Below are 19,585 nucleotides of genomic sequence, written 5' to 3' on the forward strand. Positions count from 1 at the left end.
TTAGACAATATAAGTAGGTGATAGTAATTGAATGATAAAGCAAAAGAAATGTTCGAAGCGATTCGAGAAAATGAGCTAGAAATTGCGCAAATTAATTTTGAAGCTTCACTCAAACAAGCACTCTTGGAAGATGATATTGAAGGGCTTGTTGAATTTGCGGAAAGACTCCACCAAGCAGGTTTTTTAAGTGAAGCTAAACAAACCTATGAACTTTTAAAGAATATGGCACCGCATATTGAGGAATGGGATCTATTCTTAGCAGAATTGGCAATCGATCAAGATCACGTATTAGAAGGCATTGATTTATTATTAAAAATTGATTCAACAAATGAACTATATCCAAATGCACTACTTTTGTTAGCTGATGCTTACCAAACAATCGGTCTATACGAAGTCAGCGAACAAAAAATATTAGAAGCAATATCAATTTTGCCAGAAGAACCCATCTTACAGTATGCATTAGCAAAACTTTATTATGCAATTGGAAGTTTTAAAAAAGCTATTCCGATTTATGAAAACTTAATTGAACTGCAACCCGATTTCGTAGAGGCAGAAAACATCTTGATGCAACTAGCTGAGTGTTATCATGCAATTGGTGATTTCGAAGAAGGGGTTTATTACCTAGAGCAAATTGAATCAAAAAAACATACTTCTGATAGTTTATTTCAATTGGGACTTGGTTATTTACAGTTAAAAGATTATGGACGAGCTGTTCGAAATTTTGAAGAACTTCTAAGTAAAGATCCAGATTATTTAAGTGCTTATTTATACTTAAGTCAGGCCTTAGAGGCAGATTTACAGCTAGAAGAGGCGCTCGGTACAATTCTAAAAGGGATTCAAGAAAATCCTTTTCAAGCCGAATTTTATTTAGCTGCTGCAAATCTACACCGGAAATTAAAGCAACCGGAACAAGCACATTTACTACTAGAAAAAGCTTTAGAGCTTGAACCAGACATTATGGAAGCGGTAGCGATGAAAGTTGATTTGGCAATGGAGGCAGAGCAATATGAAGATGTGATTTCTATTTTAGAATCTCAAGAAGATTATATGAATCAGCCGCTTTACCAATGGAGCTTAGCACGTGCTTACAATTATTTAGAGGAATATGAACGAGCTAGCGACTACTTTGACAAGGCCTATTACCAACTAGATGAGAATCTAGACTTTTTACAAGATTATAGTCAATTCCTTCGAGAAGAAGGCAGAGTAGAAGACAGAGCTGAAATTATAAAAAAGGCATTATCCATCGAACCAAATAATCCTTACTTTTTAGAAATGGACAAGAATCAATTTGAGTAAAAAGGGGTGGGAATATGATGAAGGCGTCATTAGAAGATAAAAAGTCTTTCTTAACTTGGTTTATCCAGAATAATCAATTGAAACGCCGCGAATCATTGTGGATTTTAAATTACCTGCTCAACCATGAGCAATTATTAAAAAATGTTCATTTTATAGAAGAAGTATCGCTAACTAATCGCGGTATGGGTTTAGCTACAATTGAGAGTGAACAAGATCCATTTGTTTATTATAAAGACGGGCGAAAATTCGAAGATCCAGAACAAGCATTTCATGATTTAAGATTAAATTGGCAAGAAACCTTTTATTTAGAACTTTATTTTGATAATGCTTATCAAGTACTCTCCGCTTATGGTATTCTAGAACAGAATCCAAACATTGAAGAAGGATCAGACATGTCGTTTGAATTAGGAGAAAAAGTAGAGAGTTCTTTAAACCGATTAGCCTGGAAAGAACGTAAACGCCAATTACTCCTACTTATCGATCAAGCACTTAGTGATCAAAACGAAGAAAAGTTTCAATCTTTCACGGATGAATTAAGAAAAATTGATGAAAAAATAAAAGCTAATGACTTATAAAATGGTGATAGAATGGGTTTAAAAATGATTGATATTGATAAAATTCCAGAATTTAAAAAAGCAAGTTCTTTAATTGCTAAAATAGAAGCGGCGAATTATGAAGCATACTTTGTTGGAGGCGGTGTTCGCGACACGCTCTTAAACCTTCCGATATCTGATATTGATATCGCTAGTAGTGCCACACCAGATGAAATTCAAAGGATTTTTCCAGTTACCTTTGATGTTGGGATTAAACATGGAACTGTAATGGTGTTACAAGATAACGAAACTTATGAAATAACAACATTTCGAACAGAATCAAAGTATGAAAATTTTCGTCGGCCAGAAAAAGTAGCCTATGTTAGAAGCCTTGAAGAAGATTTAAAAAGACGTGATTTTACAATCAATGCGATTGCACTAGATCGAAAGGGTTATCTTCAAGACCCTTTTAATGGTGAGCGTGATATTGAATTACAGTTAATCAGAGCGGTTGGCAATCCAATCGAGCGTTTTAGGGAAGATGCGTTACGAATGATGCGAGCAGCGCGCTTTATTAGTCAGTTAAATTTTGATATTGAAAGGGAAACGAAAGAAGCTGTTATAGATTACCATCCGCTTTTATCAAAAATTGCTGTAGAAAGAATCCGAGAAGAATGGACTAAGCTGTTATTAGGACGCAATCGTAAAGGTGGCATCAAATTCTTCGTTGAAACACGATTATTTCATATGTGTCCCGGATTTCAAAATAAAGATAAGCATCTCGTTGACCTGGCTTTATTTCCTTTAAGGTTTGAAAGTTCACTTAGTGCTTGGACTAGTTTGCTTTACTTTTTAAAGATAGATGAAACAGATGTGGATGCTTTTTTACGCGCATGGAAACTTTCAAACAAAGAAATTAATGATACAAAGAGGGCATACCATGCGCTCCATAAGAGATTAGAGTGTTATTGGGATTATTCACTACTCTTTCAAACAGGGTTACCCATTGCATTAGAGGTTGAAGGTCTGATTGCTGGCTTTGGCTTGGATAATGATTTTGAAGGCCTTTTGGCGATGGGTAGAACAATTCCTATTCATACTGTTAAAGATCTTAAAGTGGATGGAAAAGATATTATGGCGGTTTTAAGTATGCAGCGTGGTGGCCCATATCTAGGGAAAATACTTGAAGAAGTGAAACAAAGGGTACTTAATGAGAAGCTTGAAAATGATAAACAAGCAATTATGACTTTTATTGAAAAAAGAAGGTTGATTTATTTGGATGAGGTGTTCGAAAAACGATATCTTGTAGAAGAAAAAGATACTGCCATTGAAATGGGATCTGGTGATTTACCTGTTCTTGCTTCACCTAGCTTAATTGCTTTCATGGAAAACACTTGTAAACATATGATGATGAATTTATTAGATGAAGGTGAGACATCCGTCGGAACCTTTATCAGTATGAAACACAGTGCTCCAACTAATGTAGGTGAAAAGGTAGTCATTGAGGCTCGCATTAAAGAATTAAGTGGCAGTAAATATTCATTTTCAATTGTAGCCAAGTCTCAAGACTTAATCATCGCAATGGGAGAGCACACGCGCTCAGTTGTTAATATCGATCGTTTTATTAAAAGTATATAAATTTAAATAATGAAAAAACTCCTCTCTACTATGGTTAAAGTATCTAAACCATAGTGGAAAGGAGTTTTTTTAACGAGCGTGTATGGCAAGTGTGACCATTTGAATTTTTAGTAATAAGAGCTCAGAACAGTTATAATATAATTAAGAAAATTTTTGCTATAAAGTCAGATCATGGAGGAAGGAATATTATTATGAAGAAAATACTTATATTTATCCTGATGCTTTCCGTTTCATTTAGCTTAGTAGCTTGTACCACAGATGGAAACGATGCTTCATCAGGAGAGGCGAATGAAAATCTTAGAATGGGATATATCACAATGGATCTGGGGAATCCTTATTTCGTTAGATTAGTAGATGGTATGGAGGAAAAAGCTGAAGAATTAAACATAGAACTTAGTATTCACGATGGCGAAAATGAAGTGGAACCTCAAATAAGAGCGATGGAAAATCTCATTACGCAGCAAGTAGATGCCATTATACTGAGTGCAAACGATTCACAGGCCCTAAATGCTATGGTCAAAGAAGCGCAAAATGCATGTATACGAGTGATTGCTGCGAATGGGCCAGTAGAAGAACCTGATGCATTTATAGGTTCCATAGAATATGATAACGGCTTCCAAGCGGGCGAAATAGCAGGTGAATATATAGCAGAACATTTAAATGGAGAGGCAAAAGTAGCTATCTTGCAATTATCGACCATACCAGCTGCCCTTGAGAGAGCCCAAGGACAAAGAGAAGGATTGTTGTCTTTGGCTCCAAATGCACAAATTGTTGGCGAACCCAATGCTAGTACAAGAGAAGGTGGATTGTCGGCTATAGAAACGTTGCTACAAACTCACCCAGATTTGAACGTCGTCTTAGGTGTCAACGATGACTCTGTTCTTGGCGCTTACCAAGCCATGAAGGCAGCGGGAAAAGAAGGAGAAGATATCGCTTTAGTTGGTTTTGACGCCATAGAAGAAGCTCTGCTAAAGGTCAAAGAGGGCGGAATATATCGAGGAACGATAGATATAGCGCCGTTTGAAAGCGGCAAAGTCATTATAGAAACGGCAGCTAAAGTAGTAGAAAAAGGTCCCATAGAAGAATTGATAGAATTCCCAGTTACAAAAGTGACTGAAGAAAATGTAGATGAATTTTTAGATTAATGACAAGTAACCGACATTTGATTGGCGGTTCATTTGTCATATGGAGGAATAGATGGAAAACGATATTTTAAGAATAGAAAACGTTACAAAAGAATACCCAGGCGTGACAGCACTAAAGGATGTCTCAATCACTTTTGAAAAGGGTAAAATACATGGCTTAGTAGGAGAAAATGGTGCTGGAAAATCGACACTTATAAAATTACTAACTGGTGCTATAGATAAAACTTCGGGGAAAATTTACTATAAAGGGCATGTCTTGGAGAACAATACACCCATAAAAAGTTTAAACATGGGAATTGTACCAGTTTACCAAGAATTAAATGTGATTCCTGCACTTTCGGTATCTGAAAATATATTTTATGGACATGAAAAAATTAAGGGGAAAATTTTAGATAAAAAATATATGCGGGACAAAACGATTGAACTTCTCAAACAAGTGGGCCTTAATGCCTCTCCTCAAACCATAGTAAGAGATATGGGTATTGGGAATCAACAATTAGTCGAAATATCAAAAGCACTCATAAAAGAAACGGACGTATTGATATTAGATGAACCGACCACCTCCCTTACGGATGTAGAGGTAAAAAACCTCTTTCGTATATTGCAAAATCTTAAAGAAAACGGGGTAAGTATTATATATATCTCCCATAAATTGGACGAGGTACTTCAGATGTCAGATACAATTACCGTCTTAAGAGATGGAGAAGTAATAGATACAAAACCTGCACAAGGATTGGATGAAGAAAATTTAATAAGTATAATGGTTGGTAGAGAACTCTCAAGAAGTAAAAGAAGCGAAGATAAAATGATTCAAAAAGAAAAGGTCCTTGAACTTAGAAACGTTAACACAAATAAGATTAAGAATATATCCTTTCATTTATTAAAAGGTGAAATACTCGGTGTTGCGGGTCTTATGGGCTCCGGAAGAACAGAGTTGGCAGAAGCAATATTCGGGATAGACAAGCTAAATTCTGGAGAATTTTTTATAAATGGTAAATTAAAAGAAATTAATAGTCCTAAAGACGCTGTTGAAGAAAACATTGCTTTTATAACAGAAGATAGGAAAAGCCTAGGTCTGATGCTTCATCTGTCCTTACTTGAAAATGTTACTTATGTTTCTCTTGATAAGATAACTAAAAACGGTGTTATTAATAAAAAAGAAGAAAAACAAGTCGTAGCAGATATCCTTGAAAAATTAAATGTCAAATACGCTTCACTAGACGAAAAAATTCTGAATTTAAGCGGTGGAAATCAGCAAAAGGCCGTCATAGCAAAGTGGTTGCTCTCAGAGGCCCAAATATTTATTTTTGATGAACCTACTCGTGGAATAGACGTTGGTTCTAAGGAAGAGATATACGGTATATTAAGAGGTTTAGCTAAAGAAGGGAAATCTATTATTCTGATTTCTTCAGAAAATGAAGAAATTATCAATATAACAGATAGAGTCATGATAATGAGTAATGGAGAAATAGCCTCAGAGTATAATTCCAAAACACTCACAGCCCACACAATATTTAAAGATTCGTCAAGTCTATTATAGGAGAATAAAGATGGAAAAAGTTAAGAGAACAGGGATTTTCACATATGGTATATTGATATTTTTAATTGTATTATTTGTCGTATTGTCATTTAGTAGCTCCTATTTTTTCACAATTGGTAATTTGACTACGGTTTTACGACAAGTAGCAGTAGTAGGCATAATTACCGTCAGTATGACGATGATTATACTAACAGGAGGCATAGACTTATCAGTTGGGTCTATGTTAGGACTTTGCGCTGTTATTTTGGCAAAACTCATGGTTCAAGGTACAAATATGATTTTAGCTATAATCATTACACTTGTTGTCGGTACGATTCTTGGGTTGTTTAATGGGTTTTTAATAAATGAAATCAACATTTCCCCTTTAATTTCTACTCTTGGAACAATGACTATATTCAGTGGTGCTACCTATATACTAACAGGAGGTGAAGGAATTTTTGGCTTTCCCAGCCAGTTTTCTTTTATAGGACAAGGTTATGTATGGAACGTGCCGGTTCCGATAATTATTCTTGTCTTCGTCTATGCCTTTGGCTTTTTTGTATTAAACAATACCCGCTATGGCAGATACCTTTATGGTATTGGAGCCAATGAAAAAGCTTCAATTCTATCGGGTGTAAATGTTAAAAAAGTAAAATATATTGCTTACGCGATGTCTGGTTTATTGTCATCTTTAGCTTCAGTCGTTATGCTTTCTAGAGTAAATAGCGCCCTTCCAAACTTAGGGAGTGGTTTAGAGTTTGATGTCGTAACAGCAGTCGTCTTGGGTGGTATAAGTGTCAATGGCGGAGAAGGGAAATTGCAGGGGGTCGTTATAGGGCTACTTATCATAGCGATACTCTCTAATGGTATGGTTCTATTAGGTGTGGGGAACTATTTCCAAACTGTTGTAAAAGGGCTCGTCCTCCTTATTGCTGTTGGGATTGATAATATTTCAAAAAAATAGAAGGTCAAAAGGATGAACTGAAACGGTGAGAGCTCATTATAATTACCTAGATCCGCCGATTTAAGATAAAATAAATTTTTTAGATACTATTCTGTTTTAACTAGAAGTGTGTTAAAATATTCACAAGAAAGAAATTAGGGGGAAGAACATGAAAAAAGTAATGGCACGTTTAAAATTCATTTTTCGTAATGGTGAAACTTGGACCATAAATAAAGAACATATTGGTGATTTGTGGATTAAACAAGTAACTACAAGTTATGGACGTATCGGTAATAGTGAGTTCCAAGAAATTCACCCATGTGAGTCTTTACGAATTGAAGTCTATCCTGAGGCAAATAATGTAAATTCACATGATATTAATTTAGGCGGTATTGAAGCTGGTATGTTTGATCGAATTTCAAAATTCCAAGACATTGAAATGATGGATATTTTATACTTAGATGAAGATCATCCAAAATCAGATGTAATCGTCCAAAGCGATCGTATTTATTTCCCATATAAAGCCCTTGATACAGATGGGCACGATAATGAGCATCAATCTTCCAAAATTATGAATGGAAATATTTATATCGTAGTAGATCCTAACTTAACGGTAGAAGATATTTACCCAGGTTAACTGACGAAAAAGCTTAGACTCTGTCTAGGCTTTTTTTAATGAAATAGAATAACTTTCGCTTCCTACTACAATTTCATAGCATTTTTTAGTAGAATAGAAAGAGCGGTGATGAAGTACGGCAGAATCGGGGTATAAAATACGTATGAAATATGAAGATGAAATGTTCGCTGTTGTTGATTTAGAAACGACGGGCTCAAGTTACCGAAAAGGAGGCCGCATTATACAAGTGGGTATTACGCTTGTAAAAGAGGACAGAGTTGTTCAAGAATATGACTTTATGGTCAATCCGGGCAAAAAGATTCCCGTTGTAATTGAAAATCTAACAGGTATTTCAAATCGGGATGTTCAAGCTGCTCCCTATTTCGAAGACGTTGCTGATTATATTTTTAATCTTTTAAATGGGTGTACTTTCGTTGCTCATAATATCAATTTCGATTACCGATTTTTAAATCAGTCTTTTAGAGATATTGGACTGCCTGAATTAACAATTCCAGGTATAGATACGGTCGAATTGACAAAAGTCTTATTCCCTACTTTAGATAGTTATCGTTTGTCTGATTTATCTAAGTTTTTTGGTTTTTCTCATGAAAATATTCATGATGCTGCAGGGGATGCGCGAGCGACTGCAGAATTATTTATTCTTCTTAAAAGTCGTGCGGTCAGCTTACCATTAGTAACACTTGAAAAATTAAATGTTTTAGCAATTCATACGCAACGAAATAACTCTGACTTCTTTGAAATGTGTCTGGAATTAAGTCGCCACAATAAAAAGAAGTTAGCATCTTCTCTTATTATAGTGAATGGCTTAGCAGTTAATGATAAAAAGAGTCATTTAGAGCAAACAGACTATCGACAAAAAAGTAATCTAACCAGTCAAGAATTGTGGCAAGCATACCAAGAACGGTTTGGCTTACAAAAAAGAGCTGATCAGCTAGATATGATAAATAAAATCGAAACTTTTTTTTCTCAAGGCAGACAGAAAGATTTTGCTATCGAAGCACCAGCGGGCTTTGGTAAGACCATGGCATACCTGTTACCAGCTGTTTTAACTGCTCGACCTGATAAAAAAGTTGTTATTTCTACGTCTACATTGCTTTTACAAGAACAGTTAGAAGAAGTCGTTGCCCACTTAGAAAAAGCTTCTCCTTTTTCATTTAGGTATGCACGTTTATCCAGTCGACAGCATCTTATTCACTTAGAAAAGTTTGCGAATATGAAGCTAGAAAAACTAGTGGGGATGGATGCTTTAATCATGATGGGCTTATTTGTATGGCTTACTGAAACTGAAACAGGGGATCTTTCAGAATTAAGCACGAGTTATCAATCAGCAAGCCTTTTAGAGGAAGTAGCCTATCAGCACAATGAGTTTGATATTTCTGAAAAGTGGTACGCGATTGATTTTTATCGCTATCATCAAGAAAATGCCAAACAAGCTAGCTTATTGATTACCAATCATGCTTATCTTAGTCACCACATCGAAACGATTGCTGACATTTGTCCAGACGGAAACTTTCATCTAATTATTGATGAGGCTCATCGTTTACCTACTATTTATAAAGGTAAAGAAAAAAAAGTTGTAGAATTTACTGAGCTAAGAAAAAAAGTCTCTAAATTTGCGGTTGATGTCAGAAATTATCGCGAGCATTTGGAACAGCATGCAACAACTACTTTTCCTCATTATGAATTAATTAATTTAGAATTTTCAATGGATCAATTAATCCACGGTTTTATAGAAATAGAGAATCACTTAGAGTTAAAATTTGAGTGCAAGGAAACTAAGAAACCTTTTGAAAAATTCTTTTATCTAGATAAAGATGAGCTAACAACGAGCAAGTTTCAACGTTTTTCTAGGAAGTTATTGCTTCATTTTGAAGAAGTCATTATTACGGGAAAGCGTTATGTGGAATCAGATCAGCCATCTGAAGGCAATACCTTCTTACAACGGATACAGTCATTTATGCTTCTTCTAGAAAAAAAGAAAAAAGATTTTTCAGTATTACTAAGTCCAACGCCGTACGGTTACTATGCAGTTAAATGCGAGCAGCAATTAGGTTCTAATCGTTTTTCTTTAGAATATGGGGAGTGGAATATTGGAGATAAGTTACAAGCACGTTTGCATTCCAATTTTTCAAAAGTTCTTTATATCAGTGCTTCTCTCTTTTTGAATGAAGGTATTAGCTATTTTTCAAGAAAAATTGGTATTAAAGACTTAGATGCCTATAGTTATGCCTCTGAAACTGAAGGAGGAACGAAAGAACTTCAAGTATTCGTACCGAATGATATCCTACCCATTAATCAAATGGGGCAACATGATTGGGAAAATATGCTGACACATTTTATTTTTAATCTCGCAATAGAATCACATAAAAAAATACTAGTTCTTTTTAATTCCAATCATGTTTTGGAGCAAGTGTTAAAAGGATTACGCGGTTTAAATGAAAAAGAAAAAACCAATATTGACTTTCTAGCACAAGGATTTTCTGGTAGTCAAAGGCGCGTTCACCGGCGCTTTTTAGAGGCAGAAAAAGCTGTTTTATTAGGAAGCGGGATGTATTGGGAAGGAATTGATTTTCCAGAACAGCCGGTTGATTTACTGATTATGACACGCCTACCCTTTGATCCACCTGAAACACCGGAAAACCGTGCGATTGAAACTTTTTATAGCACTCATGACGGGAGAAATGCTTTTCATTTAGAATCTTTACCTAAAATGATTATGCGCTTAGTCCAAGGGATGGGGCGGATTTCTCGTCAAAAAGGACAAAAGGGGATTATGATATGCTTAGATACACGTTTTTTACATAGTCCTTATGCGAAACAAATTCAATTCGCACTCCCTAAAGGTGTCAGTGTTAAAGAAAAATCATTGCTTGAATTAACGAAATTGTAAAGAAGGTGTTTATTTGAAGCGGAAGTTTGTCATAGGATCGCTTGTTCTTTTATTAATCCTGATTATTAGTTCTTACTCTGTTTTTTACCAATCGAAACGGCCCATAGTTCAAGCTGAAAAAGAAGCAGCTATTATTGCGGAGGAAAAAGCTGGAATACAAAAAGTTGACGATTTTTATTGGTATAATGGCACAGATGAAACTTATTTTTCTATCGCTGGTTATGATGCTGAGGATCAATATATCTATGTAGTTATCAAGCAAAATGGAGCAAATACAACAATTTTAAATGCTAGTGAAATTGTAACGGAAGATGAGGCAAAATCCATTGCACAAGCTGAAGTAACTCCAACAGAAGTTTTAGAGGCAAGAATTGGTGTTGCAGATGAAGAGCCAATTTGGGAAGTCTCCTATCTCGATAAAAATGGTCAGTTAGGGTATTATATACTATCAGCTAATACGGGCCAAATGGTTAAGGAGTATAAAAATATCTAAAGGTGGTAAATGGAAAATGGTAAAAATTTCAAAACGCCTGATGAAGGTACAGGAATCGCCAACACTCAGTACATCTAATAAAGTTAATCAATTAAAATCAAAAGGCTATGATATTATTAGCCTAACAGTGGGCGAGCCTGATTTTCAAACGCCTAAGCATATTTCAAATGCAGCCATTGAAGCAATCAAACAAAACAAAACAAATCACTACGTTGCGACATCGGGTATACTGCCACTTCGCCAAGCGATTATCGATTATCACAACCTCCATGATGGTGTGACTTATGAACTTAACCAAGTGATTGTTACTACTGGAGCGAAAGATGCCTTGTATGGGGTCTTCCAAACGATTATCGATCCAGGAGATGAAGTTTTAATACCAGCACCTTATTGGGTGAGCTACACAGAACAAGTAGAATTAGCTGGTGGTGTAAACATTATTATTGATTCATCTCTTGAGAATAATTTTAAAGTGACTGTTGAGGACCTAGAAAGTAAGCGAACCGAGAAGACAACAGCGCTGATTCTGAACTCGCCAAATAATCCTACTGGCTCTATCTATTCACGGGCGGAATTGGAAACCATAGGTAACTGGGCAGTAGAAAATGATATCCTGATTATTTCCGATGAAATTTACTACAACCTTTGCTACAATGGTCATGAGGCAGTTTCAGTTGCATCGCTTTCTGAACCGATAAAGAATCAGACTATTGTGATAAACGGGGTTTCTAAATCTTATGCAATGACAGGTTGGCGGATAGGTTATGCAATGGGGAATGAAACTATCATTAAGAAAATGACGCAGTTCGCGAGTCATTCAGCTAACCCAGCAGCGGTGAGTCAATATGCTGCACTTGCAGCTTTGACTGGTAAGCAAGAAGTTGTAGATGATATGCGCCGAATTTTTGAAAAAAGATTAAATCACTTCTATCCGTTATTAGAATCAGTACCTGGTTTCAAAATGATAAAGCCACAAGGTGCTTTTTATGTGTTCGTTAACGCTAAAGAAGCGGCAACTAGAACTGGTTTTTCTGACGTAAGTGATTTTTCTTTAGCATTGATTGAAGAAGCAAAAGTCGCCGTGGTTAGCGGGGATGGATTTGGTTTTCCCGATTTTATTCGGATTAGCTATACTTTGGATGAAGAAACATTGACAGAAGCAGTAAATCGTATTAAAAGTTTTATTATTAGCAAATCATAGGTACAGATAAAGGGGTTAGTGACATTGAAAAGAATTACTATGAAACAAGCAAAAGAAAATATCGGACAAGAAGTTTTGATAGGAGCGTGGGTAACTAACAAACGCTCAAGTGGAAAAATCGCTTTTATTCAGTTACGTGATGGGGATTATTACTTCCAAGGGATTGTTTTAAAAAATGAAGTAGAACCCGAAGTTTTTGAAATTGCCAAGTCTCTAACTCAAGAAACATCGGTTATGTTCCAAGGTGTTATCCAAGAAGATACGCGTTCAAAATTAGGATATGAGTTGTTAGTGAATAATATAGAGGTTATTGGCGAGAGTCATGACTATCCAATTACACCAAAAGAACATGGAACAGAATTCTTAATGGATCATCGTCATTTATGGTTACGCTCTTCAAAACAACATGCTATTATGAAAATACGTAATGAAATTATTCGAGCTACTTATGAATTTTTTAACACTCAAGGATTTATTAAGATTGATCCACCAATTTTAACCGGAAGCGCCCCAGAAGGTACGACGGAGTTATTCCATACTGAATATTTTGATCAAGAAGCTTATTTATCACAATCAGGGCAACTTTACTTGGAAGCAGCTGCGATGGCATTTGGAAAAGTATTCTCTTTTGGTCCAACCTTTCGTGCTGAAAAATCTAAAACACGCCGTCATTTAATTGAGTTTTGGATGATGGAACCAGAGATGGCTTTTATGCATCAAGATGAGAGTTTGGAAGTTCAAGAACAATATGTTGCTTTCTTAGTCCAATCTGTTTTAGACAACTGTGATTATTATTTGGATGTTTTAGAGCGCGACAAAGAAATACTAAAAAAATATACACAATTGCCATATGATCGCATTTCTTACGACGAGGCGATTGAGTTGCTTAACAAGAATGGTTTTGATGATATCAAATGGGGAGATGACTTTGGTTCTCCACATGAAACCTTTATTGCCAAACAATCAGAGCGTCCAGTCTTTATTTTAAATTACCCTAAAGCAATTAAACCTTTCTACATGAAAGAACATCCAGATCGTGATGATGTTGTTCTATGTGCAGATATGATTGCTCCTGAAGGGTATGGTGAAATCATCGGTGGGAGTGAACGTGAAGTTGACTATGAAAAACTTAGCCAACAAATTGAAAGCTTTGGCTTGTCATTAGATGATTATGCTTGGTACTTAGACTTGCGTAAATATGGCTCTGTTCCACATTCTGGTTTTGGTTTAGGACTGGAACGAGCAGTTACGTGGATTACTGGAACGGAACATATCCGTGAGGCAAGTCCATTCCCACGTCTCTTGAATCGTCTATATCCATAATTTGTAAAGAAGAAGCGGGGCAGCAGTGTAAACTGTTTTGCCCTTTTTTTGAAAGAAGGAGCGAACTATGAGTGAAGTATTAGAAAATTGGATTAACCAAGGTCAGACGGTTATCAAAAACGGGCTTTTGAAGTACTATCGCTCAATTGGATTAAATAATGAAGAACTGCTGTTTGTTATCCAACTTCAAAGTTACCTAGACCAAAATCTTTTTTTCCCCAATATGGCCGAAATAGCTGATCGGATGGGGAAAGAGGAAGCAGAAGTGTTTTCTATCTTACACCGTTTAATCCAAAATAAAACGATTTTAATTGAAACTGAAAAAGATAATAATGGAAAAGATGAAGATCGGTATTCTCTTTATCCACTTTATGTCAAATTAGCGCGCTTTTTAAATCAAAAAACTGAAACAGAAGAAGCAAATGCAGAAGATATTAACCTTCTAGAAATTTTTCAACAAGAGTTTGGAAGGTTACTTACTCCAATCGAAATGCAGACCATTGGTGATTGGTTAGATAGAGACCGTTATTCCAAAGAATTGATTATGGAAGCCTTGCGAGAAGCTGTTCTAAACCAGAAATATAGTTTAAAATATATGGATCGTATTTTACTATCATGGGAGAAGAAAAATATTCGTACACCCATACAAGCAAAAGAAGAAACAAAAAAGTTTAATAACCACTATCAAAAAAATACTGCAACTGAAGAACCGGAAGAATCAGAGCGGATTCCCTTGTTTAATTGGTTAGATAAAAATGAATAAAGAGGCTGGGACAAAACCTAGCTAAAAAGCAGCCCGGAAGTTTTTCTTCCGGGCTGCTTTGTTATTGGTATAAAAAAAGAAAGCCACCTAGTATAATGTAAATAACGACAAATACATTCAGGAGGGGCTTTCTTATGTATAAAAAATATAACACAAACCAAACCACTTTACCATTGGAATTATCCGCTTTGCTTCCCCAAGACCATCTTGTTTTTGTTATCGATGAATTTATTGAATCGTTAGATTGGTCTGCCTATCCTTTATTCGAGGCTTCCGAAGGAAGGCCTGGTTATCACCCGCGTTTGCTTATCAAGGCTTTGTTATTCGCCTACTCGGAAGGTATCTTCTCGGGACGGAAAATGGAAAAGATGATGTTGGAGAACATCGCTATGATGTGGTTGGTAAGCCAAGAAACGATTTCCTACCGTACAATCAACCGGTTTCGGTCATCACTGTTTTGCCAAAATCTGTTACCGGAATTGTTTGCGGAATTTGCAGCGAAACTGAAGACAGAAAATATGGTCACGATGGAAACCCTCTTCGTTGATGGCACGAAAATTGAAGCAAATGCCAATAAGTTTTCTTTTGTCTGGAAAAAGGCCATTGAGAGATACAAAGCTTCCCTTAAAGAAAAGGCGATGCAGTACTTTAAGGAAGAAATTCAACCATTGGTTGACCAAGCCATGCAGATTGATGATTCTGATGAACTGTCCACCGCTGAGTTGGAAGAAATTGCCACTATCATTGAGCAAGAAATTCAAGACCTGTCTAGTGACATCGAGGCGAATCCAGTTAAAGGGAAAAACCCTAAAAAGCAAAGACGACGGACGCTAAAGAAACACTTGCGTAAATTGGTCAATGACTTTATTCCACGTAAGAAAAAATATGCGGCGTATGAAGAAGTTTTTGAGGATCGGAACAGCTTCTCAAAAACGGATACCGACGCTACGTTTATGCGAATGAAAGATGACTATATGCAAAATGGACAACTTAAGGCAGGATACAATATTCAAATTGGTACTGAAAACCAATTCGCTTTGGCCGTCGGGGTGTTTCCTAATCCTACGGATACGCGGACACTCATCCCTTTTGTAGATTCCTTGACCATTTTACCGAAGACCATTGTAGCTGATGCTGGATATGGCAGTGAGGAAAACCTGGATTACTTGGACCAAATTGATGTGGAACACCTTATCAAATATAATGCGTTTGATAAAGAACAAAAGCGTAGTTATAAATCATCAGATAAAAACAGAAAAAATTGGGAGTATGTGGCGGAAGAAAATTATTTTGTCCATCCGGATCGTACGAAATATTATTTCAGCCATATCAGCCGCAAGAAGAACACGAGTGGTTTCGTTCAGATAATCCATGTATATAAACCGACTAATCCGGAAGAAGCCCCCCAAAAATCATTTAACTATAATTGGCACTATGAGGAATTAAAAGAACAAGAAACGAGTAAGCTTTTATCGCCCGAAGGGTCTCGGATTTTTGCACAACGCAAAATCGATGTTGAGCCTGTTTTTGGCCAGATAAAGGCTAATTTGGGTTTCACTCGATTCCATTTACGTGGAAAAGAAAAGGTAAAAGTTGATATTGAATTGGCCTTGATGGCCAATAACTTGAGAAAATATAATCTAAGGAAGGCTAGTTAACAGAATTACGCGACTTTTTAATACAAAACCAAAAAGATGATTGAGTTTTTTGAACTCATTCATCTTTTTGGTTAGCTGAGATATTTTGTCCCAGCCTCTTTATTACTCGCTTTCTGAATTTTCTGTTTCTTCTTCACTTTCGGGCTTTTCTTCTTGCTCCTCTTCGCTCGGACGCGATTCCACTGATTCGTCAGGGGTAACTTCTTCTGACTCAAGTTCTTCCTCTTCCTGCGACTCCGAACTCGATGAACTTGAAGAGGAGCTTTCTGATTCTGTCTTGTTTTCCTCTTCTGATTCCGGTTGAGTTGCTTCTGGTTCTACTGTTTCTTCTCTTTCTATTGGTTCTTCAATAAATACTTGAATAGAAGTAGCTGGAGAGGTTGTTTCACCAACTTTAACTAAGAGGCTAATTGATATATTTCCTTTTGGAGGGTTATCAATAGTTATTCTATTTTCAGTTATATTATGGGATTCATTCCCAACAGTAATTGAATATTGTGGTGTCCGTTTTTCAGATGCAGCTAATTGGTATTTGTCCCATGTAACGGTTAAGCGATTGGTCTCTTGATTGTATGTGGCGTTTAATCCGGTTGGTGCCTGAATTGATTCACCATACACTTTCGAAACAGATGTCGGCGCAGTACCTTTTACAAATAGCTCTGTTATTCTTAAATTAGCTGGAGTATTTGGTCCTGGCTTAGCCGGCGGATTTGAATATTTTTCCATAGTTGCTTCTACGACTGATTCAGGTTTGACCCAGTCAGGATTTTCGATACCTTGAGAAACAAAGCTCATCAATTCCCTGTAAATATAACGAGTAAGGTTACGATCTTCGAAAGTTAAATAATTACCGCTTTCTGTTTCGTCCTCATACCCCATCCAGACTGCAATTGAATAGTTTGGCGAATAGCCAACAAACCAAGAGTCTTTTGCAACGTTATCGCCACTAGATGCGCCAACTAATGCTAATTCTTCTTCTGTAAATGCTTCAGTACCAGTTTTAGCTGCTTGAGGTAATCCGGGAATAGCTGCTATAGGAGCTTGTTCCGTAACAACATCTTTAAGCATATCGGTCACCATATAAGCTGTTGAATCTTTCATCGCTCTGCTGCCATTTTCAGAAAACTCAAGCACTTGCCCATCTGCTTTTGTAACAGATTGAACAGTATAGGGCTCATAATAAGTTCCTCCATTTGAAAATGCTGCGTAGGCTGCCGCCATTTGGATATTAGAAATAGAGCCTTGAATAGCATTAGAAGGGTTTATAGTGTCGCTACCGTCTGCTTGAATGCTATCTATTCCTAATTTATTTAAGAAGGCATCAGCATTATCAATTCCTACGATATCATTTAATAGTTTTGCAGCAGGAACGTTTCGAGAATCGACCAGTGCTTCACGAAGCGTCAAATCACCACGATAAAGTAAGTCATAGTTTTCTAAGCTATTACCATCTGGATACGTATATTCTTCGTCAACAATTAAGGAGCCAGTTGACAAGTTGTTATATTCAATGGCAGGTGCGTAATCGATTAATGGTTTAATCGTTGAAGCTACACTTCGTGTCGTTTGATCTGCGTAATTGATGGCGAGAAGATTTGTTTTTTTACGGTTTCCTATCACTGCATTAATTGCTCCACTATGAACGTCAACTAAGGTCACTGCCGTTTGCACGCGGTCATCTGGAAAGAGAACATATTCATCTGAATTGGCTATATCGAATAGATGTTGTTGGGCATCCATATCGAGATTTGTTTGGATGGTCAATCCGCCAACTTCAACTTCGAGTCCCGTTTTATCATACACTTCATCCATGACGACTTGGAGATATGAGTCAAGAATAAGCGAGTTGTCTGTGTCATTCGAATGATCAACTAAATTATCAGCGACGGAAACAGCACTCGCTTCAGCACGTTGGACTTCTGTAATGACACCAGTATCTACCATTGTTGTCAGCACGACATTACGGCGCTCTTCTGTTTCAGTAGGATTTACGTAGGGATCATAATAAGAGGGTGCTTGTGGCATACCAGCTAAAGTAGCTGCTTCATCTAGGGATATCTCTGATAAATCTTTACCAAAATAATATTCAGCAGCAGTCCCCATTCCGTAAACATTATTGCCCATATAAACTTTATTGATATAAAGACCTAAAATATCTTCTTTAGAAAGCTCACGTTCTAGTTTTATAGACATCCAGGCTTCCTGGGCTTTTCTTTCTAGAGTTTGGTCTTCTTCAGATGTTCCGAAGAATGATAATTTAATGAGTTGTTGGGTGATGGTGCTTCCTCCTTGAGAAATACCACCTTTTTGAACATTCGCAAGTGCCGCACCTAAAATCCGGATGGGGTCAACTCCGATGTGTTTATAGAAACGTTGATCTTCAATAGATGTTACCGCGTCTTTCAATAAGGGCGGTATTTCATCTGTATTAACCAAGTCACGATTTTGCGAACCTGCTCCAACTTCTAATACGACATCGCCATTTCTATCCAGTATTTCTGAAGGTGCTGTATCTACTAAAGCAGCTTTATTAACTTCTGGAGCCTTGCTAGCGTAATATGTAAATAAACCTGCACCAAATACAAAAACAGCTACTCCGAGTAATAAAATTCCTAGTAAAATCTTTTTTAATAAAGAAGTTCGTTTTTTATTGGTTTTTGTCGGCTGCTTCTTATTTTCTTTTGAACGTTGCTTTCTTGTTTGTGAATTATTCTCCACAATGATCACCTTTTCTTTTATTTTTACTTTCTATTAACTGATCGACTATTTTTAAATAATCAAGAGGTGGTTGGAAACCATAATAAACTTCGTATCCATATTTTTCAATATAGTTCAGTGGGATTGATTTTCTTGTATCATTTTTATCCTGATTATTCCAAAATTGTGAAAGATAACTACTTTCTAAGAGGAACACACGATTTAAAGATGAAAAACGAATGAGTACAAAGGTTAAACCACCTAATTTTTGACATTTCTCCATATGAACAATCTGATGCTCATGAAAATTTTTAAGAGGAAACGATAGTTTATTTTGCGTTTCTTTTGCTTCAAAGTCAATGTATTTGCCTCGATAAATACCGTTGAAGTCAGTTGTAGATGAATGGCGGTAGTAAGCTTCATTAATAACAGCAGCACTTCGTTTGGGATAATCAACTTTAACAACTTGGATAGGAGTTGGTTTTTTATGAATAACAGCGATCTCACGTTCCAGATAAAAGGCGTTAGAAGCTGCAATCTCCTCTTCTAACCTCATTCCACGCTTGCCATGTTGGACGCGGGAAGAGGGCCGCTTCGTTTTTAGAAGAGGAGAAGGTGGGATAAATTTTTTCCCATTTGGGTAATTGATTGTCATATTTTCACTTCCTCTGATAGATTGTAGCAATTTTCAAGCTGAATTGTATAAAATTTCGTTTAAGAATGACAAATAAAAGAGGGAATCGAACATTCCAACGTTTTTTATTTACTTTAATCTATATCTAGTGTAAACTAAACGGGTATGCAATGGTATAACTGTTGCTAAAATAGATACACTTTTGGAGGAAA

At 36.4% G+C, this 19,585-nt stretch carries 15 protein-coding genes; 13 read left to right on the forward strand and 2 right to left on the reverse strand.

What is annotated here, in order from left to right; all coding sequences use genetic code 11:
- Nucleotides 1-27 precede the first annotated feature (27 nt).
- The 13 genes from BW727_RS03290 (at nt 28) to BW727_RS03350 (ending at nt 16,042) form a co-directional block, all read left to right on the forward strand.
- Nucleotides 28-1,299, forward strand: a complete 1,272-nt coding sequence (locus tag BW727_RS03290; RefSeq protein ID WP_062468473.1) for a tetratricopeptide repeat protein — start codon at nt 28-30, stop codon at nt 1,297-1,299.
- Between the two features lie 14 nt (nt 1,300-1,313).
- The gene (locus BW727_RS03295) at nt 1,314-1,874 is read left to right on the forward strand and encodes a YpiB family protein (protein WP_062468475.1); all 561 of its coding nucleotides are present in this window, start codon (nt 1,314-1,316) and stop codon (nt 1,872-1,874) included.
- Between the two features lie 24 nt (nt 1,875-1,898).
- Nucleotides 1,899-3,470, forward strand: coding sequence for a CCA tRNA nucleotidyltransferase (locus BW727_RS03300; RefSeq protein WP_077795875.1), 1,572 nt, complete (start codon nt 1,899-1,901; stop codon nt 3,468-3,470).
- A gap of 191 nt (nt 3,471-3,661) precedes the next feature.
- Nucleotides 3,662-4,615, forward strand: a complete 954-nt coding sequence (locus BW727_RS03305; protein ID WP_062468477.1) for a sugar ABC transporter substrate-binding protein — start codon at nt 3,662-3,664, stop codon at nt 4,613-4,615.
- A 52-nt stretch (nt 4,616-4,667) separates the two neighbouring features.
- Complete coding sequence (locus tag BW727_RS03310; RefSeq protein WP_062468479.1) at nt 4,668-6,155, forward strand: sugar ABC transporter ATP-binding protein; 1,488 nt, start codon at nt 4,668-4,670, stop codon at nt 6,153-6,155.
- 10 nt (nt 6,156-6,165) lie between these two features.
- Nucleotides 6,166-7,098, forward strand: a complete 933-nt coding sequence (locus tag BW727_RS03315; protein WP_062468481.1) for an ABC transporter permease — start codon at nt 6,166-6,168, stop codon at nt 7,096-7,098.
- A 148-nt stretch (nt 7,099-7,246) separates the two neighbouring features.
- Nucleotides 7,247-7,714: a hypothetical protein gene (locus BW727_RS03320; RefSeq protein ID WP_062468483.1), complete on the forward strand. Its 468-nt coding sequence runs from the start codon at nt 7,247-7,249 to the stop codon at nt 7,712-7,714.
- 142 nt (nt 7,715-7,856) lie between these two features.
- The gene (locus BW727_RS03325; protein ID WP_062468485.1) at nt 7,857-10,604 is read left to right on the forward strand and encodes a helicase C-terminal domain-containing protein; all 2,748 of its coding nucleotides are present in this window, start codon (nt 7,857-7,859) and stop codon (nt 10,602-10,604) included.
- Nucleotides 10,605-10,617: 13 nt separating this feature from the next.
- Nucleotides 10,618-11,097: a cell wall elongation regulator TseB-like domain-containing protein gene (locus BW727_RS03330; RefSeq protein ID WP_062468487.1), complete on the forward strand. Its 480-nt coding sequence runs from the start codon at nt 10,618-10,620 to the stop codon at nt 11,095-11,097.
- Between the two features lie 16 nt (nt 11,098-11,113).
- Nucleotides 11,114-12,298: a pyridoxal phosphate-dependent aminotransferase gene (locus BW727_RS03335; protein WP_062468489.1), complete on the forward strand. Its 1,185-nt coding sequence runs from the start codon at nt 11,114-11,116 to the stop codon at nt 12,296-12,298.
- A gap of 39 nt (nt 12,299-12,337) precedes the next feature.
- Nucleotides 12,338-13,621 (forward strand): asparagine--tRNA ligase, encoded by a 1,284-nt coding sequence (asnS, locus tag BW727_RS03340; RefSeq protein ID WP_418268859.1) that lies wholly within the window; start codon nt 12,338-12,340, stop codon nt 13,619-13,621.
- 67 nt (nt 13,622-13,688) lie between these two features.
- Nucleotides 13,689-14,384, forward strand: coding sequence for a DnaD domain-containing protein (locus tag BW727_RS03345; RefSeq protein WP_062468493.1), 696 nt, complete (start codon nt 13,689-13,691; stop codon nt 14,382-14,384).
- A 134-nt stretch (nt 14,385-14,518) separates the two neighbouring features.
- On the forward strand, nt 14,519-16,042 hold the full coding sequence (locus BW727_RS03350; RefSeq protein ID WP_077795725.1) for an IS1182 family transposase: 1,524 nt from the start codon (nt 14,519-14,521) through the stop codon (nt 16,040-16,042).
- A 102-nt stretch (nt 16,043-16,144) separates the two neighbouring features.
- Here the strand turns inward: BW727_RS03350 and BW727_RS03355 are convergent, their stop codons facing one another.
- Both BW727_RS03355 and recU read right to left on the reverse strand, forming a co-directional pair.
- Entirely contained in the window at nt 16,145-18,760 is a 2,616-nt protein-coding gene (locus BW727_RS03355; protein WP_062470556.1) for a PBP1A family penicillin-binding protein, read from the reverse strand.
- Nucleotides 18,750-19,394, reverse strand: coding sequence for a Holliday junction resolvase RecU (gene recU, locus BW727_RS03360; RefSeq protein WP_062470553.1), 645 nt, complete (start codon nt 19,392-19,394; stop codon nt 18,750-18,752). Before recU ends, BW727_RS03355 begins: the two co-directional genes overlap by 11 nt.
- Between the last annotated feature and the right edge of the window lie 191 nt (nt 19,395-19,585).

This window comes from Jeotgalibaca dankookensis (assembly GCF_002005405.1).
In the GTDB taxonomy this organism is placed as follows: domain Bacteria; phylum Bacillota; class Bacilli; order Lactobacillales; family Aerococcaceae; genus Jeotgalibaca; species Jeotgalibaca dankookensis.